Source organism: Geodermatophilus sabuli (assembly GCF_900215145.1).
Taxonomy (GTDB): domain Bacteria; phylum Actinomycetota; class Actinomycetes; order Mycobacteriales; family Geodermatophilaceae; genus Geodermatophilus; species Geodermatophilus sabuli.
The window spans coordinates 269,166-287,502 of record NZ_OBDO01000002.1 but is presented as its reverse complement, the minus strand read 5'-3'; the positions used below and the strand labels follow the sequence as shown (position 1 = coordinate 287,502).

Annotated in this window: 21 protein-coding genes; 9 read left to right on the top strand and 12 right to left on the bottom strand. The window is 75.4% G+C overall.

Annotation, left to right across the window (positions count from 1 at the left end; all coding sequences use genetic code 11):
- Positions 1–311: 311 nt before the first annotated feature.
- Positions 312–560, bottom strand: a complete 249-nt coding sequence (locus CRP39_RS06945; protein ID WP_097205566.1) for a glutaredoxin family protein — start codon at positions 558–560, stop codon at positions 312–314.
- Entirely contained in the window at positions 553–2,112 is a 1,560-nt protein-coding gene (locus CRP39_RS06940) for an AMP-binding protein (protein WP_097205564.1), read from the bottom strand. Before CRP39_RS06940 ends, CRP39_RS06945 begins: the two co-directional genes overlap by 8 nt.
- Positions 2,113–2,419: 307 nt before the next feature.
- On the opposite strand from CRP39_RS06940, the gene CRP39_RS06935 reads away from it, so the two are divergent.
- The 3 genes from CRP39_RS06935 (at position 2,420) to CRP39_RS06925 (ending at position 5,292) form a co-directional block, all read left to right on the top strand.
- The gene (locus CRP39_RS06935) at positions 2,420–3,004 is read left to right on the top strand and encodes an ECF subfamily RNA polymerase sigma factor, BldN family (protein WP_245853655.1); all 585 of its coding nucleotides are present in this window, start codon (positions 2,420–2,422) and stop codon (positions 3,002–3,004) included.
- A 109-nt stretch (positions 3,005–3,113) separates the two neighbouring features.
- The gene (locus CRP39_RS06930; protein WP_097205560.1) at positions 3,114–4,271 is read left to right on the top strand and encodes a DUF5667 domain-containing protein; all 1,158 of its coding nucleotides are present in this window, start codon (positions 3,114–3,116) and stop codon (positions 4,269–4,271) included.
- Between the two features lie 106 nt (positions 4,272–4,377).
- Positions 4,378–5,292 carry an HAD family hydrolase gene (locus CRP39_RS06925; RefSeq protein WP_097205559.1) on the top strand — a complete coding sequence of 305 codons (915 nt, stop codon included), beginning with the start codon at positions 4,378–4,380 and terminating at the stop codon, positions 5,290–5,292.
- A 69-nt stretch (positions 5,293–5,361) separates the two neighbouring features.
- On the opposite strand, the gene CRP39_RS06920 is transcribed toward CRP39_RS06925, so the two are convergent.
- From CRP39_RS06920 to CRP39_RS06895, 6 genes are all read right to left on the bottom strand, one after another.
- Positions 5,362–6,270 carry a lysophospholipid acyltransferase family protein gene (locus CRP39_RS06920; RefSeq protein ID WP_097205558.1) on the bottom strand — a complete coding sequence of 303 codons (909 nt, stop codon included), beginning with the start codon at positions 6,268–6,270 and terminating at the stop codon, positions 5,362–5,364.
- Positions 6,263–7,369, bottom strand: coding sequence for an NAD-dependent epimerase/dehydratase family protein (locus CRP39_RS06915; RefSeq protein WP_097205557.1), 1,107 nt, complete (start codon positions 7,367–7,369; stop codon positions 6,263–6,265). The genes CRP39_RS06920 and CRP39_RS06915 overlap by 8 nt, the downstream gene beginning before the upstream one ends.
- A gap of 10 nt (positions 7,370–7,379) precedes the next feature.
- Entirely contained in the window at positions 7,380–7,478 is a 99-nt protein-coding gene (locus CRP39_RS06910) for a 30S ribosomal protein bS22 (protein WP_012854759.1), read from the bottom strand.
- A 283-nt stretch (positions 7,479–7,761) separates the two neighbouring features.
- Positions 7,762–8,106, bottom strand: coding sequence for a helix-turn-helix domain-containing protein (locus CRP39_RS27425; RefSeq protein ID WP_245853654.1), 345 nt, complete (start codon positions 8,104–8,106; stop codon positions 7,762–7,764).
- A 251-nt stretch (positions 8,107–8,357) separates the two neighbouring features.
- Positions 8,358–9,179: a pyrroline-5-carboxylate reductase gene (gene proC / locus CRP39_RS06900; RefSeq protein ID WP_097205556.1), complete on the bottom strand. Its 822-nt coding sequence runs from the start codon at positions 9,177–9,179 to the stop codon at positions 8,358–8,360.
- A complete protein-coding gene (locus CRP39_RS06895; protein ID WP_097205555.1) occupies positions 9,176–9,919 on the bottom strand; it encodes a hypothetical protein in 744 nt (247 codons plus the stop codon). Before CRP39_RS06895 ends, proC begins: the two co-directional genes overlap by 4 nt.
- A 79-nt stretch (positions 9,920–9,998) precedes the next feature.
- On the opposite strand from CRP39_RS06895, the gene CRP39_RS06890 reads away from it, so the two are divergent.
- Positions 9,999–10,541 carry a type 1 glutamine amidotransferase domain-containing protein gene (locus CRP39_RS06890; protein WP_281253755.1) on the top strand — a complete coding sequence of 181 codons (543 nt, stop codon included), beginning with the start codon at positions 9,999–10,001 and terminating at the stop codon, positions 10,539–10,541.
- Between the two features lie 33 nt (positions 10,542–10,574).
- Here CRP39_RS06890 and CRP39_RS06885 read toward each other — a convergent pair whose 3' ends face one another.
- The 3 genes from CRP39_RS06885 to CRP39_RS06875 are packed head-to-tail and all read right to left on the bottom strand — an operon-like array spanning position 10,575 to position 12,690.
- The gene (locus CRP39_RS06885; protein WP_097205553.1) at positions 10,575–11,336 is read right to left on the bottom strand and encodes a hypothetical protein; all 762 of its coding nucleotides are present in this window, start codon (positions 11,334–11,336) and stop codon (positions 10,575–10,577) included.
- Complete coding sequence (locus CRP39_RS06880; protein ID WP_097205552.1) at positions 11,333–12,280, bottom strand: Ppx/GppA phosphatase family protein; 948 nt, start codon at positions 12,278–12,280, stop codon at positions 11,333–11,335. Before CRP39_RS06880 ends, CRP39_RS06885 begins: the two co-directional genes overlap by 4 nt.
- A gap of 41 nt (positions 12,281–12,321) precedes the next feature.
- Positions 12,322–12,690, bottom strand: coding sequence for an iron chaperone (locus tag CRP39_RS06875; RefSeq protein ID WP_097205551.1), 369 nt, complete (start codon positions 12,688–12,690; stop codon positions 12,322–12,324).
- Between the two features lie 42 nt (positions 12,691–12,732).
- Here CRP39_RS06875 and CRP39_RS06870 point away from each other — a divergent pair, with 42 nt between their 5' ends.
- From CRP39_RS06870 to CRP39_RS06860, 3 genes are all read left to right on the top strand, one after another.
- Positions 12,733–13,584: a DUF3109 family protein gene (locus CRP39_RS06870; protein ID WP_097205550.1), complete on the top strand. Its 852-nt coding sequence runs from the start codon at positions 12,733–12,735 to the stop codon at positions 13,582–13,584.
- A gap of 123 nt (positions 13,585–13,707) precedes the next feature.
- Positions 13,708–15,822: a bifunctional MFS transporter/dTMP kinase gene (locus CRP39_RS06865; RefSeq protein WP_097205549.1), complete on the top strand. Its 2,115-nt coding sequence runs from the start codon at positions 13,708–13,710 to the stop codon at positions 15,820–15,822.
- 4 nt (positions 15,823–15,826) lie between these two features.
- Positions 15,827–16,720 (top strand): class I SAM-dependent methyltransferase, encoded by an 894-nt coding sequence (locus tag CRP39_RS06860; RefSeq protein WP_097205548.1) that lies wholly within the window; start codon positions 15,827–15,829, stop codon positions 16,718–16,720.
- A 35-nt stretch (positions 16,721–16,755) separates the two neighbouring features.
- Here the strand turns inward: CRP39_RS06860 and CRP39_RS06855 are convergent, their stop codons facing one another.
- Positions 16,756–17,751 carry a helix-turn-helix domain-containing protein gene (locus CRP39_RS06855; RefSeq protein ID WP_097205869.1) on the bottom strand — a complete coding sequence of 332 codons (996 nt, stop codon included), beginning with the start codon at positions 17,749–17,751 and terminating at the stop codon, positions 16,756–16,758.
- Positions 17,752–17,832: 81 nt separating this feature from the next.
- On the opposite strand from CRP39_RS06855, the gene CRP39_RS06850 reads away from it, so the two are divergent.
- Both CRP39_RS06850 and CRP39_RS06845 read left to right on the top strand, forming a co-directional pair.
- Positions 17,833–18,057, top strand: coding sequence for a hypothetical protein (locus CRP39_RS06850; RefSeq protein WP_097205547.1), 225 nt, complete (start codon positions 17,833–17,835; stop codon positions 18,055–18,057).
- Between the two features lie 60 nt (positions 18,058–18,117).
- Positions 18,118–18,327, top strand: a complete 210-nt coding sequence (locus tag CRP39_RS06845; RefSeq protein ID WP_097205546.1) for a DUF3072 domain-containing protein — start codon at positions 18,118–18,120, stop codon at positions 18,325–18,327.
- Positions 18,328–18,337: the final 10 nt, after the last annotated feature.

Here is an 18,337-nt window from a genome sequence, read left to right as displayed (position 1 = left end):
GCGCCCGTCCGTCCGGCGGGTGCCGGATGCGGTCGATCGACATCGGGGACGCGGGCGGGTTGCCGCCCGGCGACAGCCACGGTAACCGCTTGTGAACGCAGGAACAAAGTCGCTGGGGGCCCGGAACGGCCACTGCCCAGCGCATACGGGGCCTGCTGTGGTCGAGACCATACCCGGCGGCTCCCGGATCGACCCGCCCGGGTGACCCCGACAGGCCCGCGGCTGTCGTCAGGCCGTGCCCACCTGCCCGACTCCGCGCCCCGGTCCGCTCCTCGCTCGCAGAGCTCGCTGCGATGCTCCCGCGGCTGTCGTCAGGCCAACCCGAGGTCGCGGCGCAGCCGGGGCACGTCGACGGTGAAGTACGAGTGCTCGCGACCGTCCAGCAGCACCACCGGCACCCGGTCGCCGTACTCGGCCTGCAGGTCCGGGTCGGCGTCCACGTCGACCGCCGTGGTGGTCAGCCCCGCCTCCGCGGCGATCTGCTCCAGCGTGGTGGCCGCGTTCGCGCACAGGTGACAGCCCTGGCGGGTGATCAGCTGCAGACGGGCCGGCTCACTCATCGCCGGCCTCCGTTCCCGCCGGCCGCGGCTCGGTGAGACCGAGTTCACGCAGCCGGGCCCGGCTCACCTTGCCGGTGAGCGAGTGCGGCAGCGTCGCCAGGACCTGGACCGACGTGGGCACCTTGTAGCGCGCCAGGGACGCCGCGGCGTGGTCGCGCAGCTCCTCGAAGGTGAGCCGCTGCCCGGGCCGCAGCGCCACCACCGCCCGCACGGCAGCACCGGTGCGCGGGTCCGGGACCCCGATGACGGCGCTCTCGGCGACCGCCGGGTGGGCATCGAGCACCCGTTCCACCTCCGCGGGGTAGACGTTGAACCCGCTGACCAGGATGAGGTCGCTGCGCCGGTCGACCAGGTGCAGGTCGCCGTCCTCGTCGGCGTAGGCGAGATCCCCCGTGGCCAGCCAGCCGTCGGCGTCGGGCCCGTCGGCCCCGTCGGGCCAGTACCCGGAGAACAGGTTGGGCCCACGCACCCAGATCTCCCCGGGGCCGTCCTCGGTGAGGTCCCCACGGCCGGGACCGTCCGCGTCCGGCTCGTGCAGGGCGGTGTCGCGCAGCTGCAGCTCCACGCCCGGGATCGGTCCGCCGATGCAGGCCGGCTTGGCCCGCCCGGTCGCCAGGGTGCTGGCCACCACCGGGCAGGCCTCGGTCAGCCCGTACCCCTCCCAGACGGTCACCGCGGCCCGCTCCCGCATCGCCGTCCAGACACCCGCGGGCAGCGGGGCGGCGCCGCAGGAGGCCATCCGGACGGCGGCGAAGGCGCGGCGCAGGTCGGCGTCGGAACCCGCGGAGTCGGCCGCGGCCAGCCACGCCTGGTACATCGGCGGCGCGCCCGGGACCGCGGTGACCTGCTCGCGGGCCATCAGCGCCAGCGCCCCCACCGGGTCGAACGCCTCCATCAGCACCGCGCAGGCGCCGGTCGCCGCGACCAGCCCGAACCCGGCGTTGAGGCCGTAGACGTGGAACAGCGGCAGCACCAGGAGCACCCGGTCGTCAGGGCGCACCGGCGTCGGCTGCATCGCCAGGCACTGCTCCTGGTTGGCCCGCAGCGCGGCCGCCGACAGCATCGCGCCACGCGGGCGGCCGGTCGTGCCGCTGGTGTAGGCCAGGAAGGCCGGCGCCGTGTCCGGATCCCGCCCGTCCCCCTCGGCTCCAGCCGGCCCCGGCCCGTCCCCGGCCGGCGGGCCCGCCACGACGGGGACCCCGGCCAGCGGCGTCCGTCCGGCGGTGGCGACCAGCAGCGCCGCGGCGGAGTCGGTGAGCACGTACTCCAGCTCCGCGTCGGTGTAGGCGGTGTTCACCGGGACCACCACCAGCCCGGCCCGCAGCGCGCCCAGCGCGGCCCGCAGCCAGTCCACGCCGTTGGGCAGCTGCACGGCCACCCGCTCCCCCGCTGCCAGCCCCCGGGCGGCGTACCCGGCGGCCGCCCGGTCGACCTCCGCGTCCAGCTCGCCCCACGTCAGCCGCTCCTCGCCCGCGACCACCGCCGGTGCCCCCGGACGCGCGCGGGCCGCCGCCCGCACGAGCGAGGACAGCGACGTCCCGACGTCGGTCATGCACATCTCCTCCGGTGGAGCGGTCATGGCCACCCGCAGGAAGGGCCACGACACGGCGCGTGACCGGGGTGGCGTGGACGGGCTGCAGCGATGTTGTCACCATGGGCGCTGCACCGCAGCACCGCGCGCCGCCGCGACCGGCTGGGCGCGTCTCCCCGGAGCCGGAGGGCTCAGCGGGCCGACGAGGAGGACGAGCGCCCGCATGCCCCGACCGCACCCGGTGGACCAGCGGCCACCCGCCGCCACCCCGGCTGGCCCGCGGCCCCGCCCCACCCCGCACCCGCGTGCGGCACCACCGCTCGAGGAGATGACGGCGCCCCCCGGCGAGCCCGGACAGGTCGCCCCGCCACTCGACGTCTGGGAGCTGGTCCGCCGGGCCCAGCAGGGGGACGCCGAGGCCTTCGGGCAGCTCTACGACCACTACGTGGCGATGGTCTTCCGCTACCTGTACCACCGGGTCGGCGACCGGGCCGCGGCCGAGGACCTCACCAGCGAGACCTTCGTGCGGGCCCTCCGGCGGATCGACTCGCTGACCTACCAGGGCCGCGACGTCGGCGCCTGGCTGGTCACCATCGCCCGGAACCTCGTGCTCGACCACGTGAAGAGCAGCCGCTACCGGCTCGAGGTCACCACCGCCGACATGCGCGACGCCGACCGCGCCACCGACGGCCCCGAGGACGCCGTCGTCCAACAGCTGACCAACGAGCAGCTGCTGTCGTGCGTCCGGCAGCTCGGCGGCGAGCAACAGGAGTGCATCTCGCTGCGGTTCCTCCAGGGGCTGTCGGTGTCGGAGACCGCGGCGGTCATGGGCAAGAAGGACGGCGCGATCAAGGCCCTGCAGCACCGCGCGGTGCGCCGCCTGGCCCGCCTGCTGCCCGAGGGCCTGCGATGAACGCCACGCCCTCGTCGTACCGGTACCCCGTACCGGCGCGCCCGCCGATGTCGTTGCCGGAGTGGATGCGCCGTGTCCGGCGGCGTCCTCGTTCGTCCGGAGGTCCCAGGTGAGAACGCACGACGACGCCGCGCCCGCGGCCTCCCGGCGTGCCGCCGTCCGGGACCGGGAGGACGTCGTCGTCGCCTGCCTGCACGCGCTGGCCGGAGACCTCGACGACACGCCCGACCCCGCGTTCCGGGCCGCCACCCGCGACCGGCTGGTGGCCATGGCGGCCGTGCGCTCCCCTCAACCGCCGCCGACCCGGCTGCGCCGGCTGCTGGCGGCCCGCGCCGACCGGCCCGCCGGGCCCTGGCGCGCCCGGCTCACGGCCGGCCTGGCCGGTGCCGCCCTCACCGTGACGACCCTGGGCGCCCTGGTCGCCCTCGCCACCGGCGCCGGCCCGGGCGACGTCCTCTACGGTGTCAAGCGCGGCACCGAGCAGGGCCGGCTCGCCCTGGCCGGGGACGACCGCGGCCTCACCCTGCTGGAGTTCGCCACCACCCGGCTGGCCGAGATCGACGCGCTCGACGGCGCCGAGCCGGCCGACGTCGTCGTCACGCTGCTGGACACGATGGACGTGCAGACGGCGGAGGGCGCCGCCCTGCTGGCCACCTCGGCGGTCACCGCCACGGACGCCGCCCCGCTGGACGAGCTGGCCGGCTGGGCCGCGGACCAGGACGCCGGGCTGGCGGCGCTGCGGCCGGAGCTGCCGGCCGGCACCACCGGAGCCGCGCAGGAGTCCACGGACCTGCTGGCCGCGGTGACCGCCCGCGCCGCCGGCCTCCGGGTCGCCCTCGCGTGCCCGGGCGGGCCCGCGACCGCCGGCGCCGACGTCCTCGGCCCCGTGCCGGCCCCCTGCCCGACCGACGTCGGCGCCCCGCCGCCCGCGGCCCCGGCGCCGGCCCCAGCCCCGGCACCCCCGAGCCCGCCACCGAGCGCGGCCCCCGGCACCCCGGCGTCCCCGACCCCCGCGATACCCGCCCCGGTGCCAGCCGTACCCGAGAAACCGGCCGGCACCGGCGTCCCGGGCCCGGCCACGCCGCCCGGCGGCGCGCCGCCGCGGCCCGCGGAGCCCCCCTCGGCCGTCCCCGCACCCGGCCGCGCCGGTGGCGCCCCACCGGCCCCCGCGGTACCGACCCCGGCCGTGCCGCGACCGTTGCGGACGCCTCCGCCGCCACTGGTCGACACCCCGCTGTCGAGCTGCATCCCGTTCCTCGTCTGCTGAACCCGCGACGGCGGCCCACCGACGGCCTGGTTAGGGTTCCGGAGCAGGTCCACCACCCCGCAGCCCGGTCCCGCGCCGGCCGCGCCGGGTCGACAGGGAGGTCGTCGTGCCGGGACTCCCCTTCCGTGGCCGCCGCGCGCGGAGGGCGGGCGAGCTGCCCGACGAGGAGACCCGCGCGCACGTCGCCGGTGCCGCGTCGGCCGCGGCCGCCGAGGTCGCGCCGGCCCCGGCCGTCGTCCCCGACCTCACCACCGCCGCGTTCTTCGACGTCGACAACACGATGATGATGGGCGCGTCCCTGTTCTGGTTCGCCCGCGGACTGGCCGCCCGCAAGTACTTCCGGGCGCGGGACCTCGCGCTGTTCGTGTGGCAGCAGGCCAAGTTCCGGGTCGCCGGCAACGAGAGCGCCGACGACATGCACACCATCCGGGAGAACGCGCTGGCGTTCGTCGCCGACCGCCCGGTCGACGAGATCGTGGCGGTCAGCGAGGAGATCTACGACGAGCTCATGGCCGACCGGATCTGGGCCGGCACGCGGGTGCTGGCCCAGAAGCACCTCGACGCCGGCCAGCGCGTCTGGCTGGTCACCGCCACCCCGGTCGAGCTGGCCCGCATCATCGCCCACCGGCTGGGCCTCACCGGCGCCCTGGGCACCGTGGCCGAGGTCGTCGACGGCCGGTACACCGGCCGGCTGGTCGGGGAGCTCATGCACGGCGAGGCCAAGGCCGAGGCGGTGCGGGCACTGGCCGAGCGGGAGGGGCTGGACCTGTCCCGCTGCACCGCCTACAGCGACAGCTCCAACGACCTGCCGATGCTGACCCTCGTGGGGACGGCGGTCGCGGTGAACCCCGACACCGAGCTGCGCGCCGTCGCCCGCTCCCGGGGCTGGGCCATCCGCGACTTCCGGACCGGGCGCAAGGCCGCCAAGATCGGCGTCCCGACGGTGGCCGCCGCCGCCGTCTCCGGTGGCCTCGTGGGAGGCGCGGTGGCCCTCCGCCGCCGCAACCGCTGGCCCTGGTGACGCGCTGCAACGGCCCTCGTCAGGGGCCCGCGCCGAACTGGCGAGGCGTGGGGGGACGAGGGTCCTCCCTCAGCCGAAGACGGACTTGCGCTGCAGCAGCAGCTGGTAGATCGACTGCTGGATGGTCTCGCGCACCTGGTCGGTCAGGTTGAACACCAGCATCGGGTCCTCGGCGGCCGCCGGACCGAAGGACGCCGTCTCGATCGGCTCGCCGAACGCGATCAGCCACTTCGACGGGAGCGGCACCAGCCCCAGCGGGCCGAGCACCGGGAAGGTCGGCGTGATCGGGAAGTACGGCAGGCCGAGGAGCCGGGCGATGGTCTTGGCGTTGCCGAGCATCGGGTAGGTCTCCTCGGCGCCCACGATGGCGCACGGGATGATCGGCGCCCCGGTGCGCAGTGCCGCCGTGACGAAACCACCCCGACCGAACCGTTGCAGGGTGTACCGCTCGCGGAACGGCTTGCCGATCCCCTTGAAGCCCTCGGGGAACACCCCGACGAGCTCGCCGCCGGTGAGCAGCCGCTCGGCGTCCTCGTTGCAGGCCAGGGTGGTGCCCATCTTGCGGGACACGGTGCCGACGAACGGCATCTCGAACACGAGGTCGGCGCCGAGCAGCCGCAGCCGGCGCTGCTCCGGGTGGTCGTCGTGCAGGGCGACCGTCGTCATCAGCGCGTCGACCGGCAGCGTCCCCGAGTGGTTCGCCACCACGAGCCCGCCGCCGGAGCCGGGCACGTTCTCCACGCCGTGGGTCTCCACCCGGAACCAGCGTGAGAAGAGCGGGCGCAGCAGCGGGAGCAGCACGTGGTCGGTGAGGTCGGGGTCGAAGCCGAACTCGTCCGTCTCGTAGTCGCCGGTCAGCCGGCGCCGGAGGAACTCCAGGCCACCGGTGACCTGCTCCTCCCAGCTCGGGGACGGCGGCCGCGGCACGCGCGGTTCGTCGTCCTCGGGCCGCAGGGGGATGACCCGGGCCTCAGGCATCGCGCACCGCCCGCAGGTCGGGGGCCGCCGGCACCGGGCGCAGCCGCTGCCCGACCGAGGCGACCGTGGCCCCCACCCGGTCCACCACGGCCTGGGCCCGCGACGTCACGCTGCCGACGAGATCCGGGGGGACGACCGGGGGCACGGTGCTCGCGTAGTCGGCCAGCGCCTCGGCGGTCGTGTAGAGGGGGGTGTAGCCGAACTCGTCGCGCAGGACCGTCGTGTCGACCACCCGGCCGAAGTTGAGGAAGCGCATCTGCTCCGGGGAGTAGTCGACGAACCCGAACCGGCGGGTGAGGCGCCCCACCGAGCCCAGCGTGGGCGAGGGCAGCGGGACCTGCAGCCGGCCCAGCCGGCGGATGACCTGCGACAGCAGGAGGGTGCCCTCCCCGCCGACGTTGACCGTGCCGGAGAAGTCACCGGTGGTCGCCTGCGCGAGCACCGCCAGGGCGTCGTCCTCGTGCAGCAACTGGACCCGGGCGTCGTAGCCGAGGGCCGTGGGCACCAGGGGCATCCGCAGGAAGTGTGTGAGCAGGGAGTCGATGCGCGGCCCGATGAAGTTGGTGAACCGCAGGGCGGCCACGCCGACGTCGGGACGGCGGCGGGCGAAGGACCGGACGTAGCCCTCGATGTCGAGGCTGTCCTTGGCGAAGCCGCCCGAGGGGACCCGCCGGGCCTGCATGGCCTCGGTGAAGACGGCGGGGTCACGGGAGGAGGCGCCGTAGACGGCGCTGGTCGACTTCAGCACGAACCGGCGGACCGACGGCGCCCGCTGGCAGGCGGCCAGGAGCTGCATCGTCCCGATGACGTTGAGCTCCTTCATGGGCCCACGCCCGCCGGAACCGGCCGGCGTGGAGCTGATGTTCATGTGCACGACCGTGTCCACCGAGGCGGTCGCGATGACCTTGCCGATCAGCGGGTTGCGGATGTCGGCGCGCACGAACTCGGTGCGGCCGAGGCGCCGGAGCACCTCCGGCGACGGGGGGACGGTGTCCACCCCGATCACCCGCTCGATGAAGCGGTCGCGAGCGAGCTCGGCCGCCAGCGCACCGCCGAGCCACCGACTCACACCGGTGACCAGGACGACCGCGGGCGGCACGAGCGTCAGCTCACTTCTTGTTGCGTCGCTGGACGCGGGTCTTCTTCAGCAGCTTGCGGTGCTTCTTCTTCGCCATCCGCTTGCGGCGCTTCTTGATGACCGAACCCATGCCCTGTGCTCCTGGTGTCGTCGCCGCGCGGCGTCCAGGAGGGACCGGGGTCCCGTCGGGCGCCGTGCGAGGTGATCAGCTCGAGTGCGACGGCCCGGATCCACATCGGTCCGGCGTCGCTCGGCGTCCGAGCCTACCCGGCGCCCCCGCGGCGACGCTGCCGCGGGAACGGAGCCGGCGTGGAGCCCCACTCCTGCGGGGTGGGTCGGCCTCCCTGCAGGACAGGGCGACCCGTCCCGGGTCCCACCCTGAGCCTGCGAAGGGGGGAGGACGGGGTCCCCGCTCAGGCGATGTCGGTGTAGGCGTCGCGCAGGTAGTCCTGCACGGCGCGCTCCGGCACGCGGAACGAGCGGCCGACACGGACGGCGGCGAGCTCGCCGGCGTGCACGAGGCGGTACACGGTCATCTTGGAGACCCGCATCATGCTGGCGACCTCGGCGACGGTCAGGAAGGTGACCGAGGCGCGGGGCGCGGGGACGGCCGGGCGGCCGACGGGCATGGCGGCCGGGTGGGCCGGGGCGATCGGGCGGGCCATCGTCGCAGCCATCGGACGGCCGACCTGACGCGGGGCCGGGACGCCGGGACGGGCGTAGGCGGTGGCAGTGGCGGTGCGCTGGGGCATGGTCATGACTTCATCTCCGGACCTAGCACGCGTCGGGCGCCGGCTTCCCCACCGACTACGGGACACGCACGTGCTGATACAGAGCGTAGGGGGACAGGCGTGACAGAAGCGATGGAAGAAACGAACATGCGGACCGGTCCGTCCTGGGCAGAACTACACCTATGTCAGTACGTCGACATGCGTCTGGGCGCGTCGTGGACGACACGTCGCCGTCCAGTCACGGAACGTCGACATGTCGCCGTCCTGAGGCGCTAAGGTCACCGGTCCTGCATCCGGCCGAGCTCCACTGACCGGTCGTGCGCCGCCTCGATCGCCGCGATGAGCGCCGCACGGACGCCGTGCCGCTCCAGCTCGCGGATCGCCGCGATCGTCGTCCCCCCGGGACTGGTGACCGCCTCACGCAGCTGCACCGGGTGCTCCCCGGAGTCGCGCAGCATCACCGCCGAGCCCAGCGCGGTCTGCACGATGAGGTCCGCGGCCAGGGTCCGGGGCAGGCCGAGCAGGATGCCGGCGTCGATCATCGCCTCGACCAGATAGAAGAAGTAGGCCGGACCGCTGCCCGACAGCGCCGTCACGGCGTCCTGCTGGCTCTCCGGCACGCGGCGCACCCGCCCGACGGCGGCCAGCAGCGCCTCCGCCTCGTCCAGGTGGGCCTCGTCGGCGTGCGCGCCGGCCGAGAGCACACACATGCCCTCGTCCACCAGTGCCGGGGTGTTGGGCATGACCCGGACGACGGGGACACCCTCCGGCAGCGCCGCCTCGATGGTGGACGTCGGGACGCCCGCGGCGACGGAGACGACGAGGTGCCCGGGGTCGACCGCACCGCCCAGCAGGCCGAGCAGGGTGCCGATGTCCTGCGGCTTGACCGCCAGCAGGAGCACCCGGGACCGGGCCGCCGCCTCGGTGAGCCCGAGAGCCGGCACGCCGTAGCGCTCGGTCAGCTCGGCGGCCCGCTCGGGGCTGCGCTCGCAGACCACGATGCCGTCGGACCCGCTGCGGCGGACCAGGCCCGACAGCAGGGCCTCCCCGATCTTGCCGCCTCCGATGATCGCCAGCCCCTCACGCCGGGTCGCGCTCATCGCGGACCCGCCAGGCGGCGCAGCGCCGCGGTCGCGGCGCCCTCCCCCGAGGGGACGGCGACCCGCACCCGGTACCCGCCGGCGACCAGCCGGCGCTGCTGCTCGGTGCGGACTCTCCACGGCATGACGTACTCCCAGCTGTCCGGTGTTCGCTCGTTCCAGGCGGCCCGCTCGCCGGCGATGGCGACCAGCCGCGCGTCGGTGGTGGCGACCGCGGGGTGCCCGGACCCCGCCATCAGGACGTTCAGGCAGCGCACGAAGGCCAGGTCCGCCGCGGCGCCCCGGCCGCCGCCCAGCCGCACCCGGCCGCCGGCGTGGACGCGGCACCGCTCCTCGGCGCCGGGTCGGTCCGCTCGCACCACGACGACCGGCGCGGGCAGGGCGGCAGCGAGGGCGTCGACCCGCGCGGAGTCCCCGTCCAGGGCCACGCCGAGTCCGGCGTCGGCGGCGGCCCGCGCGACCGCGGCTGCCTCCGCGGTACCGAGCGCGGTCACGGGGACGGTGAGCTCGCAGCGCGGCGCCAGGCCGGCGCCGGCGACCCGCGAGACGAGCCCGCGGAACTCCCCGGCGGGATCGGCGGAGCCCGCGGCGGGCCGGTGTTCGAGCGCGACGGGAAAGCCCGCCGCCACCAGGCCGGCCGCCGTCGTCAGCGGGTCGTCGCCCCGGCGGGCGGCCCCGGCCGGCACTCCGGGGCGGCGGGCTAGCAGCCGGCGCACCGGGAACGGGGTCTGCGTGCGCACGTGCCGAACGTAGTGCGGGGGCGTGTGCCGTCGTCGGGGCCGGGGTAGCGGCGGCCGCATGTCAGGAGAACTGGACGGGATGAGGGTGGCGGTCCTCGCGACCGACGGCGTGGAGCAGGTCGAGCTCGAGCGGCCGTGGCAGGCGCTGGAGGAGGCCGGCGCCGAACCGGAACTGGTGTCCCTGGAGACCGGACAGATCACCGCCTACGACCACATCGACAAGGCCGGCACCAAGCAGGTCGACCTCGACGTGAGCTCCGCCGATCCCGACGACTACGCGGCGCTGGTGCTGCCCGGCGGGGTCGTCAACGGCGACTTCATCCGCGCCGACGCCGACGCCGTCGCCTTCGTGAAGGCCTTCTTCGAGGCCGGCAAGCCGGTCGCGGCGATCTGCCACGCCCCCTGGGTGCTGGCCGAGGCCGACGTCGTCCGCGGTCGCCGGATGACCTCGTGGCCGTCGCTGCAGACCGACCTGCGCAACGCCGGCGCGAAGTGGGTCGACGAGGAGGTCGTCGTCGACGGGAACCTGGTGACCAGCCGCAAGCCCGACGACCTCGACGCGTTCACCGCTGCGATGGTCGAGCAGTTCGCGGCCGGCCCCGAGGAGGACGACGAGGGCTGACGAGGACTCCCTGTCCCGGTGAGGAGGCCGCCCTCAGGTGCCGGCGAGCAGGCCGGCTGCCGGCGCGATGGTCAGCACCGTCGCCGCGAACACGAGGACGCCGACCAGCCGGAAGCCGGCCGGCTCCTTGTCCTGCCGCTGCCGCCACGCCCCGACCCCGGCGACGAGCGCGGCGACGGCGAGCGGGGCGAGCACCACGGCCAGGTACGGCAGCAGCTCCCACAGCACGGTGAAGAGGAAGTAGATGCCGACGCCGGCGGCGAGCGCGACGACGAGCTCGCCGGCGAAGCGCAACCACGCCAGAGCCCCCTCCCGCGGGCCGAGCGGCTCGTCGACCAGTGGGGCGTCGTCGTCGGACCGGACGACGGGGATCGGCCCCGTGGAGGGGCCCGCGTCGGCCGGCCGCTGGGCCCGGAGCGAGCCGGTGGCGGACGTGGTCGCCCCCGGAACGCCCGGCTTCTGCGAGGGCCGCAGGCCCGGGATGGCGGCGGTGGACGGCTCCGGCCGGGCCCGCCGGCGGTCGGACGTGGGCGTGGGGCTCGGCCGGGGGAGGTCGCCGGTCCGGTCGACGGCGCGACGCCCGAAGGGGGCACGCTCGCCCACCCGACCGGTGTCGGCCCCGGGCTCCCCGCCACTCCCCCGCTGGCGCACGCCGGTGTCGTGCTCGTCGTCCCGGCGCCGGCGGCCGCGCGCCGGGGACTCCACCCCGGCCTCCCGGAGGATGTCGGCGAGCGGCCGGCCCCCCGTCTCCGGGTCCCGGCGGGGTGCGCCCCGCTCCCCAGGGGAGGTGGTCACTGCTCTTCCCCCAACCAGTCCAGTCGCCGCAGGATGACGCCCTCCCGCAGGGCCCACGGGCAGATCCGGACGGACGGTACGTCCAGCTCCCGCATCGCGGCGCGCGCCACGACGGCACCCGCGGGGACCTGGTGGGCGCGGTCGGGCGACACGCCGCGCAGCTCGGCCAGCGCGGAGGACTCGATGCGCGACACGAAGCCGATGAGCTGGCCCAGGCCGTCCTGGGTGAGCTGGCGGGGCACCTGCAGACCGGCGGAGTAGGGCGCGGCGCCGGTCAGCCGGGCCAGGGTGCGGAAGGTCTTGCTGGTCGCCGCGACGAGGTCCGGCGGGCCACCGGCCAGCAGCTCCTTCGCGGCCGGCGCGAGCAGGTCGGTTGCGTACGCGTCCAGCCGCTCCAGGGCGGCGAGGTCGGGCCGGCCGCCCCGCAGGGCGTCGGGGAGGTGGTGGCGGGTCATCCGGCCGGCCCCGAGGGGCAGGGAGAGCGCGACGTCGGGGTCCTCGTCGACGCCGCTGGCCAGCTCCAGCGAGCCGCCCCCGATGTCGAGCACCAGCAGCCGCCCCGCGCTCCAGCCGAACCACCGGCGGACGGCGAGGAAGGTCAGCCGGGCCTCCTCCTCGCCGCTGGTCACCTGCAGCTCGACGCCGGTCCGCTGCCGGACCCGCTCGAGCACCTCCAGCCCGTTGCGCGCCTCACGGATCGCGGAGGTGACCAGCGCCAGCAGCTCCTCGCAGCCCTGCTCCGCGGCCTGGTCGCAGGCCCGGCGGACGGCCTCGACCAGCGCCTTCTCGCCCTCCGTGGAGAGGACGTCGTCCGGGCCGACGTGCTCGGCCAGGCGCAGCACCGCCCGGTCGTCGTGCATGGGCGTGGGGTGCGCGCCCCTGTGCGCGTCGACCACGAGGAGGTGCACGGTGTTCGATCCGACGTCCAGCACCCCGAGCCGCATGGGGTCAGTCTGCCGGTCGCGGCCACGTCGGGCCGATCCGGTCAGCAGCCGGGCCCCTCCGAGGTGGCCGTCATCTCCAGCATCGAGCGCACCACCTCGGCGTCGAGATCCTCCGGCCGCCGGTACCGGATGCACCCCTTGCCGACGCTCAGCCCGGCGAGGCGGTCGCGGTGCGCGGCCACGACGTCGGTGCGCAGGACGTAGAGGGAGAGGTACTGCTGCTGCGCCGCGAAGGCGATCCCGCCGGTGTCGACGCCCTCGCGCCAGTACGCCGGCATCCCGTACCGCATGCCCTCGGTGAAGCCCTCGAGGTGGGTGCGGCAGAGGTCGCGCAGCAACAGGACGGCAGGCCGGCGGGGCCCGGTCACCTGGTCGACGTACTCGTCGACGGCCGGGTCGGGGGTCACCACGCGAACACGCTCGCACGACGGCGGACGCCTACGCTCGACCAGGTGCAGGACGTCCCCCCCGAGGTACCGCTGGACTTCGCCCGGGAGTGGGTCGAGTTCCCCGATCCAGCCGACCCCGGCCACGTCGTCCGTGCAGACCTGACCTGGCTGTCCTCCGCCTGGACGTGCGTGTTCGGCCGCGGCTGCGCCGGCGTGGTCGAGGGCCGGCCCGACGACGGGTGCTGCAGCCACGGCGCCTTCTTCACCGACGAGGACGACCTGGCGCGGGTGACCGCCGCCGTCGCCGACCTCACCGACGAGGACTGGCAGCTGGCCCCGGTCGGCCGCGGCGCCTGGACCGAGGAGGACTCCGCCGACGACGACGCCGAAGGCGGGGTCCGCTCGCTGCGCACCCGGCGGGTGGACGGCGCCTGCGTCTTCCTCAACCGGCCGGGCTTCCCGGGCGGCACCGGCTGCGCGCTGCACCGCATGGCGCTGCGGGAGGACCTGCACCCGCTGCTCACCAAGCCGGACGTCTGCTGGCAGCTGCCGGTGCGCCGCGAGCAGGAGCAGGTGGAGCGGCCGGACGGGACGACGGTGCTGGTGTCCAGCATCGGCGAGTTCGACCGGCGTGGATGGGGCCCTGGCGGGCACGACCTGCACTGGTGGTGCACCGGTTCCCCCGCCGCGCACGTCTCCCCCGAACCCCTGGTGCTGACCTACGCCGCGGAGCTCACCGCACTGTTGGGCGGGCCCGCCTACGAGGAGCTGCGCCGGCTCACCGAGGCCCGGCTGGACCAGGGGCTGCTCGCCCCGCACCCGGCGAGCCCGCCGGCGCACCGCGGCCCGCGACCGGTCGTCCTGCACCGGCGCCGCCCCGAGCCGGACCACCCGTCCGGGGTGCGGCAGGCCTGACCTGTGGCCTCCCGCCACTACCCTTCTCCGGAACGGACGGACGAGCGGACGGCGGGGACAGTGATCGAGGAGCGCGCGGCGGCGGGCCCTCCCGCAGCCGGGGACCGCGCGCGGGACGCGCGAGTGGACGACGCCCGCCCGGACAACGCCTTCCTCGCGCTGGTCCGCATCCCGGTCTTCCGCCGCCTGTGGGCGGCCATCACCATCTCCAGCCTCGGCGACTGGCTCGGGCTGCTGGCGACGACCGCGATGGCCCAGCAGCTCACCCGGGAGGAGTCGCTGGCCGTCCAGGGTGCGGCGATCTCTGGCGTGATCCTCACCCGCCTGCTGCCCGACCTCGTGCTGGGCCCGCTGGCCGGGGCCCTCGCGGACCGGCTGGACCGCCGGACGACGGTCGTCATCGGCGAGCTGCTGGCCATGTCGCTGTACCTGTCGATCGCGGTCAGCTACCAGCTGACCTGGCTCTACATCGCCCAGTTCCTGGTCGAGGCGGTCGGGCTGTTCACCAACCCGGCCAAGCAGGCCATGTGGGTGGCGATCGTCCCGCGTGAGCGGCTGGCCGTGGCCAACCAGGTGTCGCTGTTCTCCGTCTACGGCGCCGTCCCGGTCGCCGCGCTGGTGTTCGCGCTGCTGTCCACCGCCACCCGGGTGTTCTCCGACGGTTCGGGCAGCGAGGCGCGGACGGCCATCGTCGTCGCCCTGGTGTTCAACGCCGCCACGTTCGGGCTCAGCGCCATGACCGTGCTGCTCTCCCGGCGGCTCATCCCACCGACGGCGGTCGACCGGGACGGCGGGCAGCGCAACGTCTTCTCCCTCGTGGTCGAGGGGGTGGCGTTCCTCCGCGGGCAACCGCTGATGCGGGCGCTGTACGTGGGCGTGATCGGCGCGTTCGGCGCCGGCGGGCTCACCATCGGCGTCGCCCAACTCTACGTCGCGACCCTGGAGGCCGGCACGGCCGGCTACGGCGTCGTGTTCGGCGTGGTCTTCACCGGCCTGGCGATCGGGATGCTCGTCGGGCCGCGCATCCTGCCGACAGTGCCGCGGCGCAGCGTCTTCTCGCACGCGATCGGCCTGGCCGGGCTGGCCCTGCTGGCGATGTCGCTGCTGCGGGACTTCGTCCTGGCCACCGGGGCGGCGTTCCTCGTCGGGCTGTTCGCCGGCGTCAGCTGGATCATCGGCTACACGCTGATCGGCTTCGAGGTGGAGGACCGGCTGCGCGGCCGGGTCTTCGCCTTCGTCATCTCCTCGGTGCGGATCGTCCTGCTGCTGGCCGTCGCCGTCGGCCCCGGCCTGGCCGGCCTGCTGGGCAGCCACGACATCCAGTTCGGCGACCTGGTCCTGACCGTCACCGGCCCCGGGCTCACGCTGATGATCGGCGGGTTCCTCGCCCTCGGGGTGAGCGCCTACGCCACCCGCCAGGTCGCTCCCGGCCGCTCGCGCACCCGCGTCCGCGACGTGCTCCGGCTGCTGTGGGGCCGGTCGGACCTCCTCTCGGCGTCGGCCAGCAGCGTCGGGCTGTTCGTCGTCGTCGAGGGCGCCGACCGCGCCCTCACCCACCGCTACGCCGAGGACCTCGCCGGGGTGCTGCGCGAGTGCGGCTGCCCCGTCCTGGTGACCTCCGAGCCGAGCGACACCGCCCTCGGCCGGCAGGTCCGTGGGGTGCTGTTCCCGCCGGCCCCGGGCAGCGGCACCGGCTTCCCTCCGGCCGAGCCGGCCACCGACGACGACGGCCGGCCGGTCGGGGCGCACACGGCGGCGCTGCTGGCGGCCGCGGACCGCGCCCAGCACGTCGCGACGGTGATCCGCCCGGCGCTGGAGCGCAACGAGGTCGTCGTGAACACCCACTACGTGGACACCTCGATCGCCTTCCACGGCGCCGGGCAGGGGCTCGACGGCGACCGGATCTTCCGCACGTCGCTGTGGGTCACCCGCGGCCTGCTGCCCGACCTCACCGTGGTCGTGGACGCCCCGGTCACGGCCGCCCCCGCCGGCGCGGACCCGGTGGCGGTGCGCCGGGCCTTCCTCGCCCAGGCCGACGCCGCGCCGGACCGCTACGTCGTCGTCCCCGGCGATCTGCTGGAGCCCGACGCCGACGGGAGCCTGGTGTCCCCGGTGGTCCGGCGGCGGATCACCACGCTCCTCGCGCTGCGCTACCCGCCGGCCTCCGGCGCGGCCGACCCGCCCGTCGGCGCGACCGCTCCCGCGTCCCCGGGCCCGGCCGAGGGCTCCGTAGGCTGACCACGTGAGTGCGCCGGCAGTGTGGACCGCGGAGGACACCGAGGACGTCGTCTGCTGCCTGTGCGGCCTCCCGGGCACGCTGGTGCACGACGTCGCCCCGTTCGGCGTGGTCCGCTGCCCGCAGTGCGCGCTGGTGTTCATCAGCCCACGGCTGCGTCCCGAGGCGCTGCAGCGGCTCTACGACGACGTCGGCTACTTCGAGGGCGGCGTCTACGGCAACGCCCTCTCCAGCAGCGCCCTCTCGGGCAGCACCGCCTCCGGCAGTGCGCCCTCCGACGGCGACGCCGCCGAGGCCGGTGGCGGCCGGTTCTCCCCCGCCATGCTGCTGCAGCGCACCTGGACCGCGGGGCGGCTGCGGCTGATCGAGCGGGAGCACGGCGGCGCACCGGCCGGCGGGCGGCTCCTGGAGGTGGGCGCGGGCTACGGCCTGTTCCTGGCCGCGGCGCGGGCGGCGGGCTGGAAGACGTCGGGCGTGGAGCTGTCCCGCACCGGCGCCGGGCACGCCCGCGACACGCTGGGGCTCGACGTCTTCTGCGGTCAGGTGGAGGACGCCCCGCTGACGCCGGGCTTCGACGTGGTGTGCGCCTGGGACACCGTCGAGCACGTGCCCGACCCGCTGGCCTTCTGGCGGACGGCGCGCTCGCTGGTCGCCGACGACGGCGTCGTCCTGTTCTCCACGCCGTACTACTCGTCGCTGCCGGCGCGGTTGCTGGGCACCCGGTGGTGGACGCTCAAGCCGACCGAGCACATCTGGCACTTCACGCCGCGCACGCACGCGCTGCTGCTGGCCCGGGCGGGGTTCGCGCTGACCGAGGTGGTCCGCAACCCGCTGGCGCCGGCGAACGCCGCCCGCCTGGACTCGCTGGTCGGCATCGCCCGCCCCATCCCCGGCACCTGAGGGCGCGCCACGTCCTCGGCGCCCAGGCTGCCTCGTCAGGCGGCGCGGTCGTCCCCCACGAGGGTCGCGGCCCGGAACGTCTGCCGGTAGGCCCGCGGCGAGACCCCGCGGCGGCGGGTGAACTGCTCGCGCAGCCCCGCGGCGGTGCCGAAGCCGACCAGCCGGGCGATCTCCTCGACCGGGGCGTCGCTGTTCTCCAGCAACTCCTCGGCGGCGGCCAGCCGCTGGCCGAGCAGCCAGGCGTGCGGCGTCGTCCCGGTGGTGGCCTTGAACCGGCGGGCGAAGCTGCGCGGGCTCATCAGCGCCCGCCGGGCCAGCAGGTCGACGCTGATGTCGTCGGCCAGGTGCGCCGCGGCCCACTCGAGGACGGCGCCGAGCAGGTCGTCCTCGCAGTCGGGCACCGGGGCGTCGATGAACTGCGCCTGCCCGCCGTCGCGGTGCGGCGGGACGACCATCTCGCGGGCCAGCGCGTTGGCCGCGGCGGCACCCCACTCCCGGCGGACGACGTGCAGCAGGGTGTCCACCCCGGCGGCGGTGCCGGCCCCGGTGATGATCGAGCCGTTGTCGACGTAGAGCACCATCGGGTCGACCCGCACCGCCGGGTACCGCGCGGCGAGCTCGCCGGCGTACTTCCAGTGCGTCGTGGCCCGCTGACCGTCCAGCAGACCGGCCTCGGCCAGCACGAAGGCGCCCGTGCACTGGCTGACGATCAGCGCGCCGTTGGCGTGTGCGGTGCGGAACGCGTCGAGCAGTTGCGGCGTGGGCACGCGGCTGAACAGCTCCCAGGCGGTGATCGTCACGATGTCCGACTGCGCGAGCCGCTCGAGGCCGTGCTCGACGGTGATCGGGATGCCGGTGTCGGTACGGACGACGCCCGGCTGCTCGGTGACCAGGCCGAAGTCGAAGCGGGGCAGACCCATGGCGGTGCGGTCGTAGCCGAACACCTCCGCGGCCACGCCGAGGCCGAAGCTGCCCACCAGACCGTCGGCGACGACGGTGCTGACGACGAGGGGACGCCCACTGGCTGTCATGCCCACATGATGGCAGAGAACTTGCGATTGCGGTCAGTCCTGCCACTCGTGCGCGGGTGTGGCCGGGAGCACGCTCATCCCATGTTGCTCATCACCTGCCCCGTCACGAACACCGACGAGCTGGTCGCGGACCAGCGCATCCGCTCGGTGGTCAACCACCTCACCCACATCGCACTGCACGTCGAGTGCCCCGCGTGCGGGGCGGTGCACGTCTACCGCACCGGCCGCCGCTGGGACGCCCTCCGCGAGCAGCGGGCCGCTGCGCCGGCCGCCCCCGTCCCGGCGCCCGAGCTGGCGACCGCCTGACCGGCCGGGGCCGCGCCGCTCGACCTGCGGGTCGACGCGCGCGGCCCTACGCTCGAACACATGAGCGAATCGAACGTGCACACCGAACGCACCACCGAGAAGGACCCGTCGGACTGGGTCACCGGCGACGAGCCGGCCACCGGAGCGCAGAAGAGCTACCTCGGGACGCTCGCCCGCGAGGCCGGTGAAGAGGTCCCGGAGGACATCACCAAGGCCGACGCATCCCGCAAGATCGACGAGCTGCAGGAGGAGACCGGCCGGGGTCAGTGACCCCGCCCGG

Excerpts from the sequence above, each read along its gene's own strand:
- CRP39_RS06940 (WP_097205564.1), bottom strand. The coding sequence starts at position 2,112 with ATGACCGACGTCGGGACGTCGCTGTCCTCGCTCGTGCGGGCGGCGGCC.
- CRP39_RS06855 (WP_097205869.1), bottom strand. The coding sequence starts at position 17,751 with ATGACAGCCAGTGGGCGTCCCCTCGTCGTCAGCACCGTCGTCGCCGAC.
- CRP39_RS06945 (WP_097205566.1), bottom strand. The coding sequence starts at position 560 with ATGAGTGAGCCGGCCCGTCTGCAGCTGATCACCCGCCAGGGCTGTCAC.
- proC (WP_097205556.1), bottom strand. The coding sequence starts at position 9,179 with ATGAGCGCGACCCGGCGTGAGGGGCTGGCGATCATCGGAGGCGGCAAG.
- CRP39_RS06850 (WP_097205547.1), top strand. The coding sequence starts at position 17,833 with ATGTTGCTCATCACCTGCCCCGTCACGAACACCGACGAGCTGGTCGCG.
- CRP39_RS27425 (WP_245853654.1), bottom strand. The coding sequence starts at position 8,106 with ATGACCATGCCCCAGCGCACCGCCACTGCCACCGCCTACGCCCGTCCC.
- CRP39_RS06920 (WP_097205558.1), bottom strand. The coding sequence starts at position 6,270 with ATGCCTGAGGCCCGGGTCATCCCCCTGCGGCCCGAGGACGACGAACCG.
- CRP39_RS06890 (WP_281253755.1), top strand. The coding sequence starts at position 9,999 with ATGAGGGTGGCGGTCCTCGCGACCGACGGCGTGGAGCAGGTCGAGCTC.
- CRP39_RS06935 (WP_245853655.1), top strand. The coding sequence starts at position 2,420 with ATGACGGCGCCCCCCGGCGAGCCCGGACAGGTCGCCCCGCCACTCGAC.
- CRP39_RS06845 (WP_097205546.1), top strand. The coding sequence starts at position 18,118 with ATGAGCGAATCGAACGTGCACACCGAACGCACCACCGAGAAGGACCCG.
- CRP39_RS06910 (WP_012854759.1), bottom strand. The coding sequence starts at position 7,478 with ATGGGTTCGGTCATCAAGAAGCGCCGCAAGCGGATGGCGAAGAAGAAG.
- CRP39_RS06880 (WP_097205552.1), bottom strand. The coding sequence starts at position 12,280 with ATGCGGCTCGGGGTGCTGGACGTCGGATCGAACACCGTGCACCTCCTC.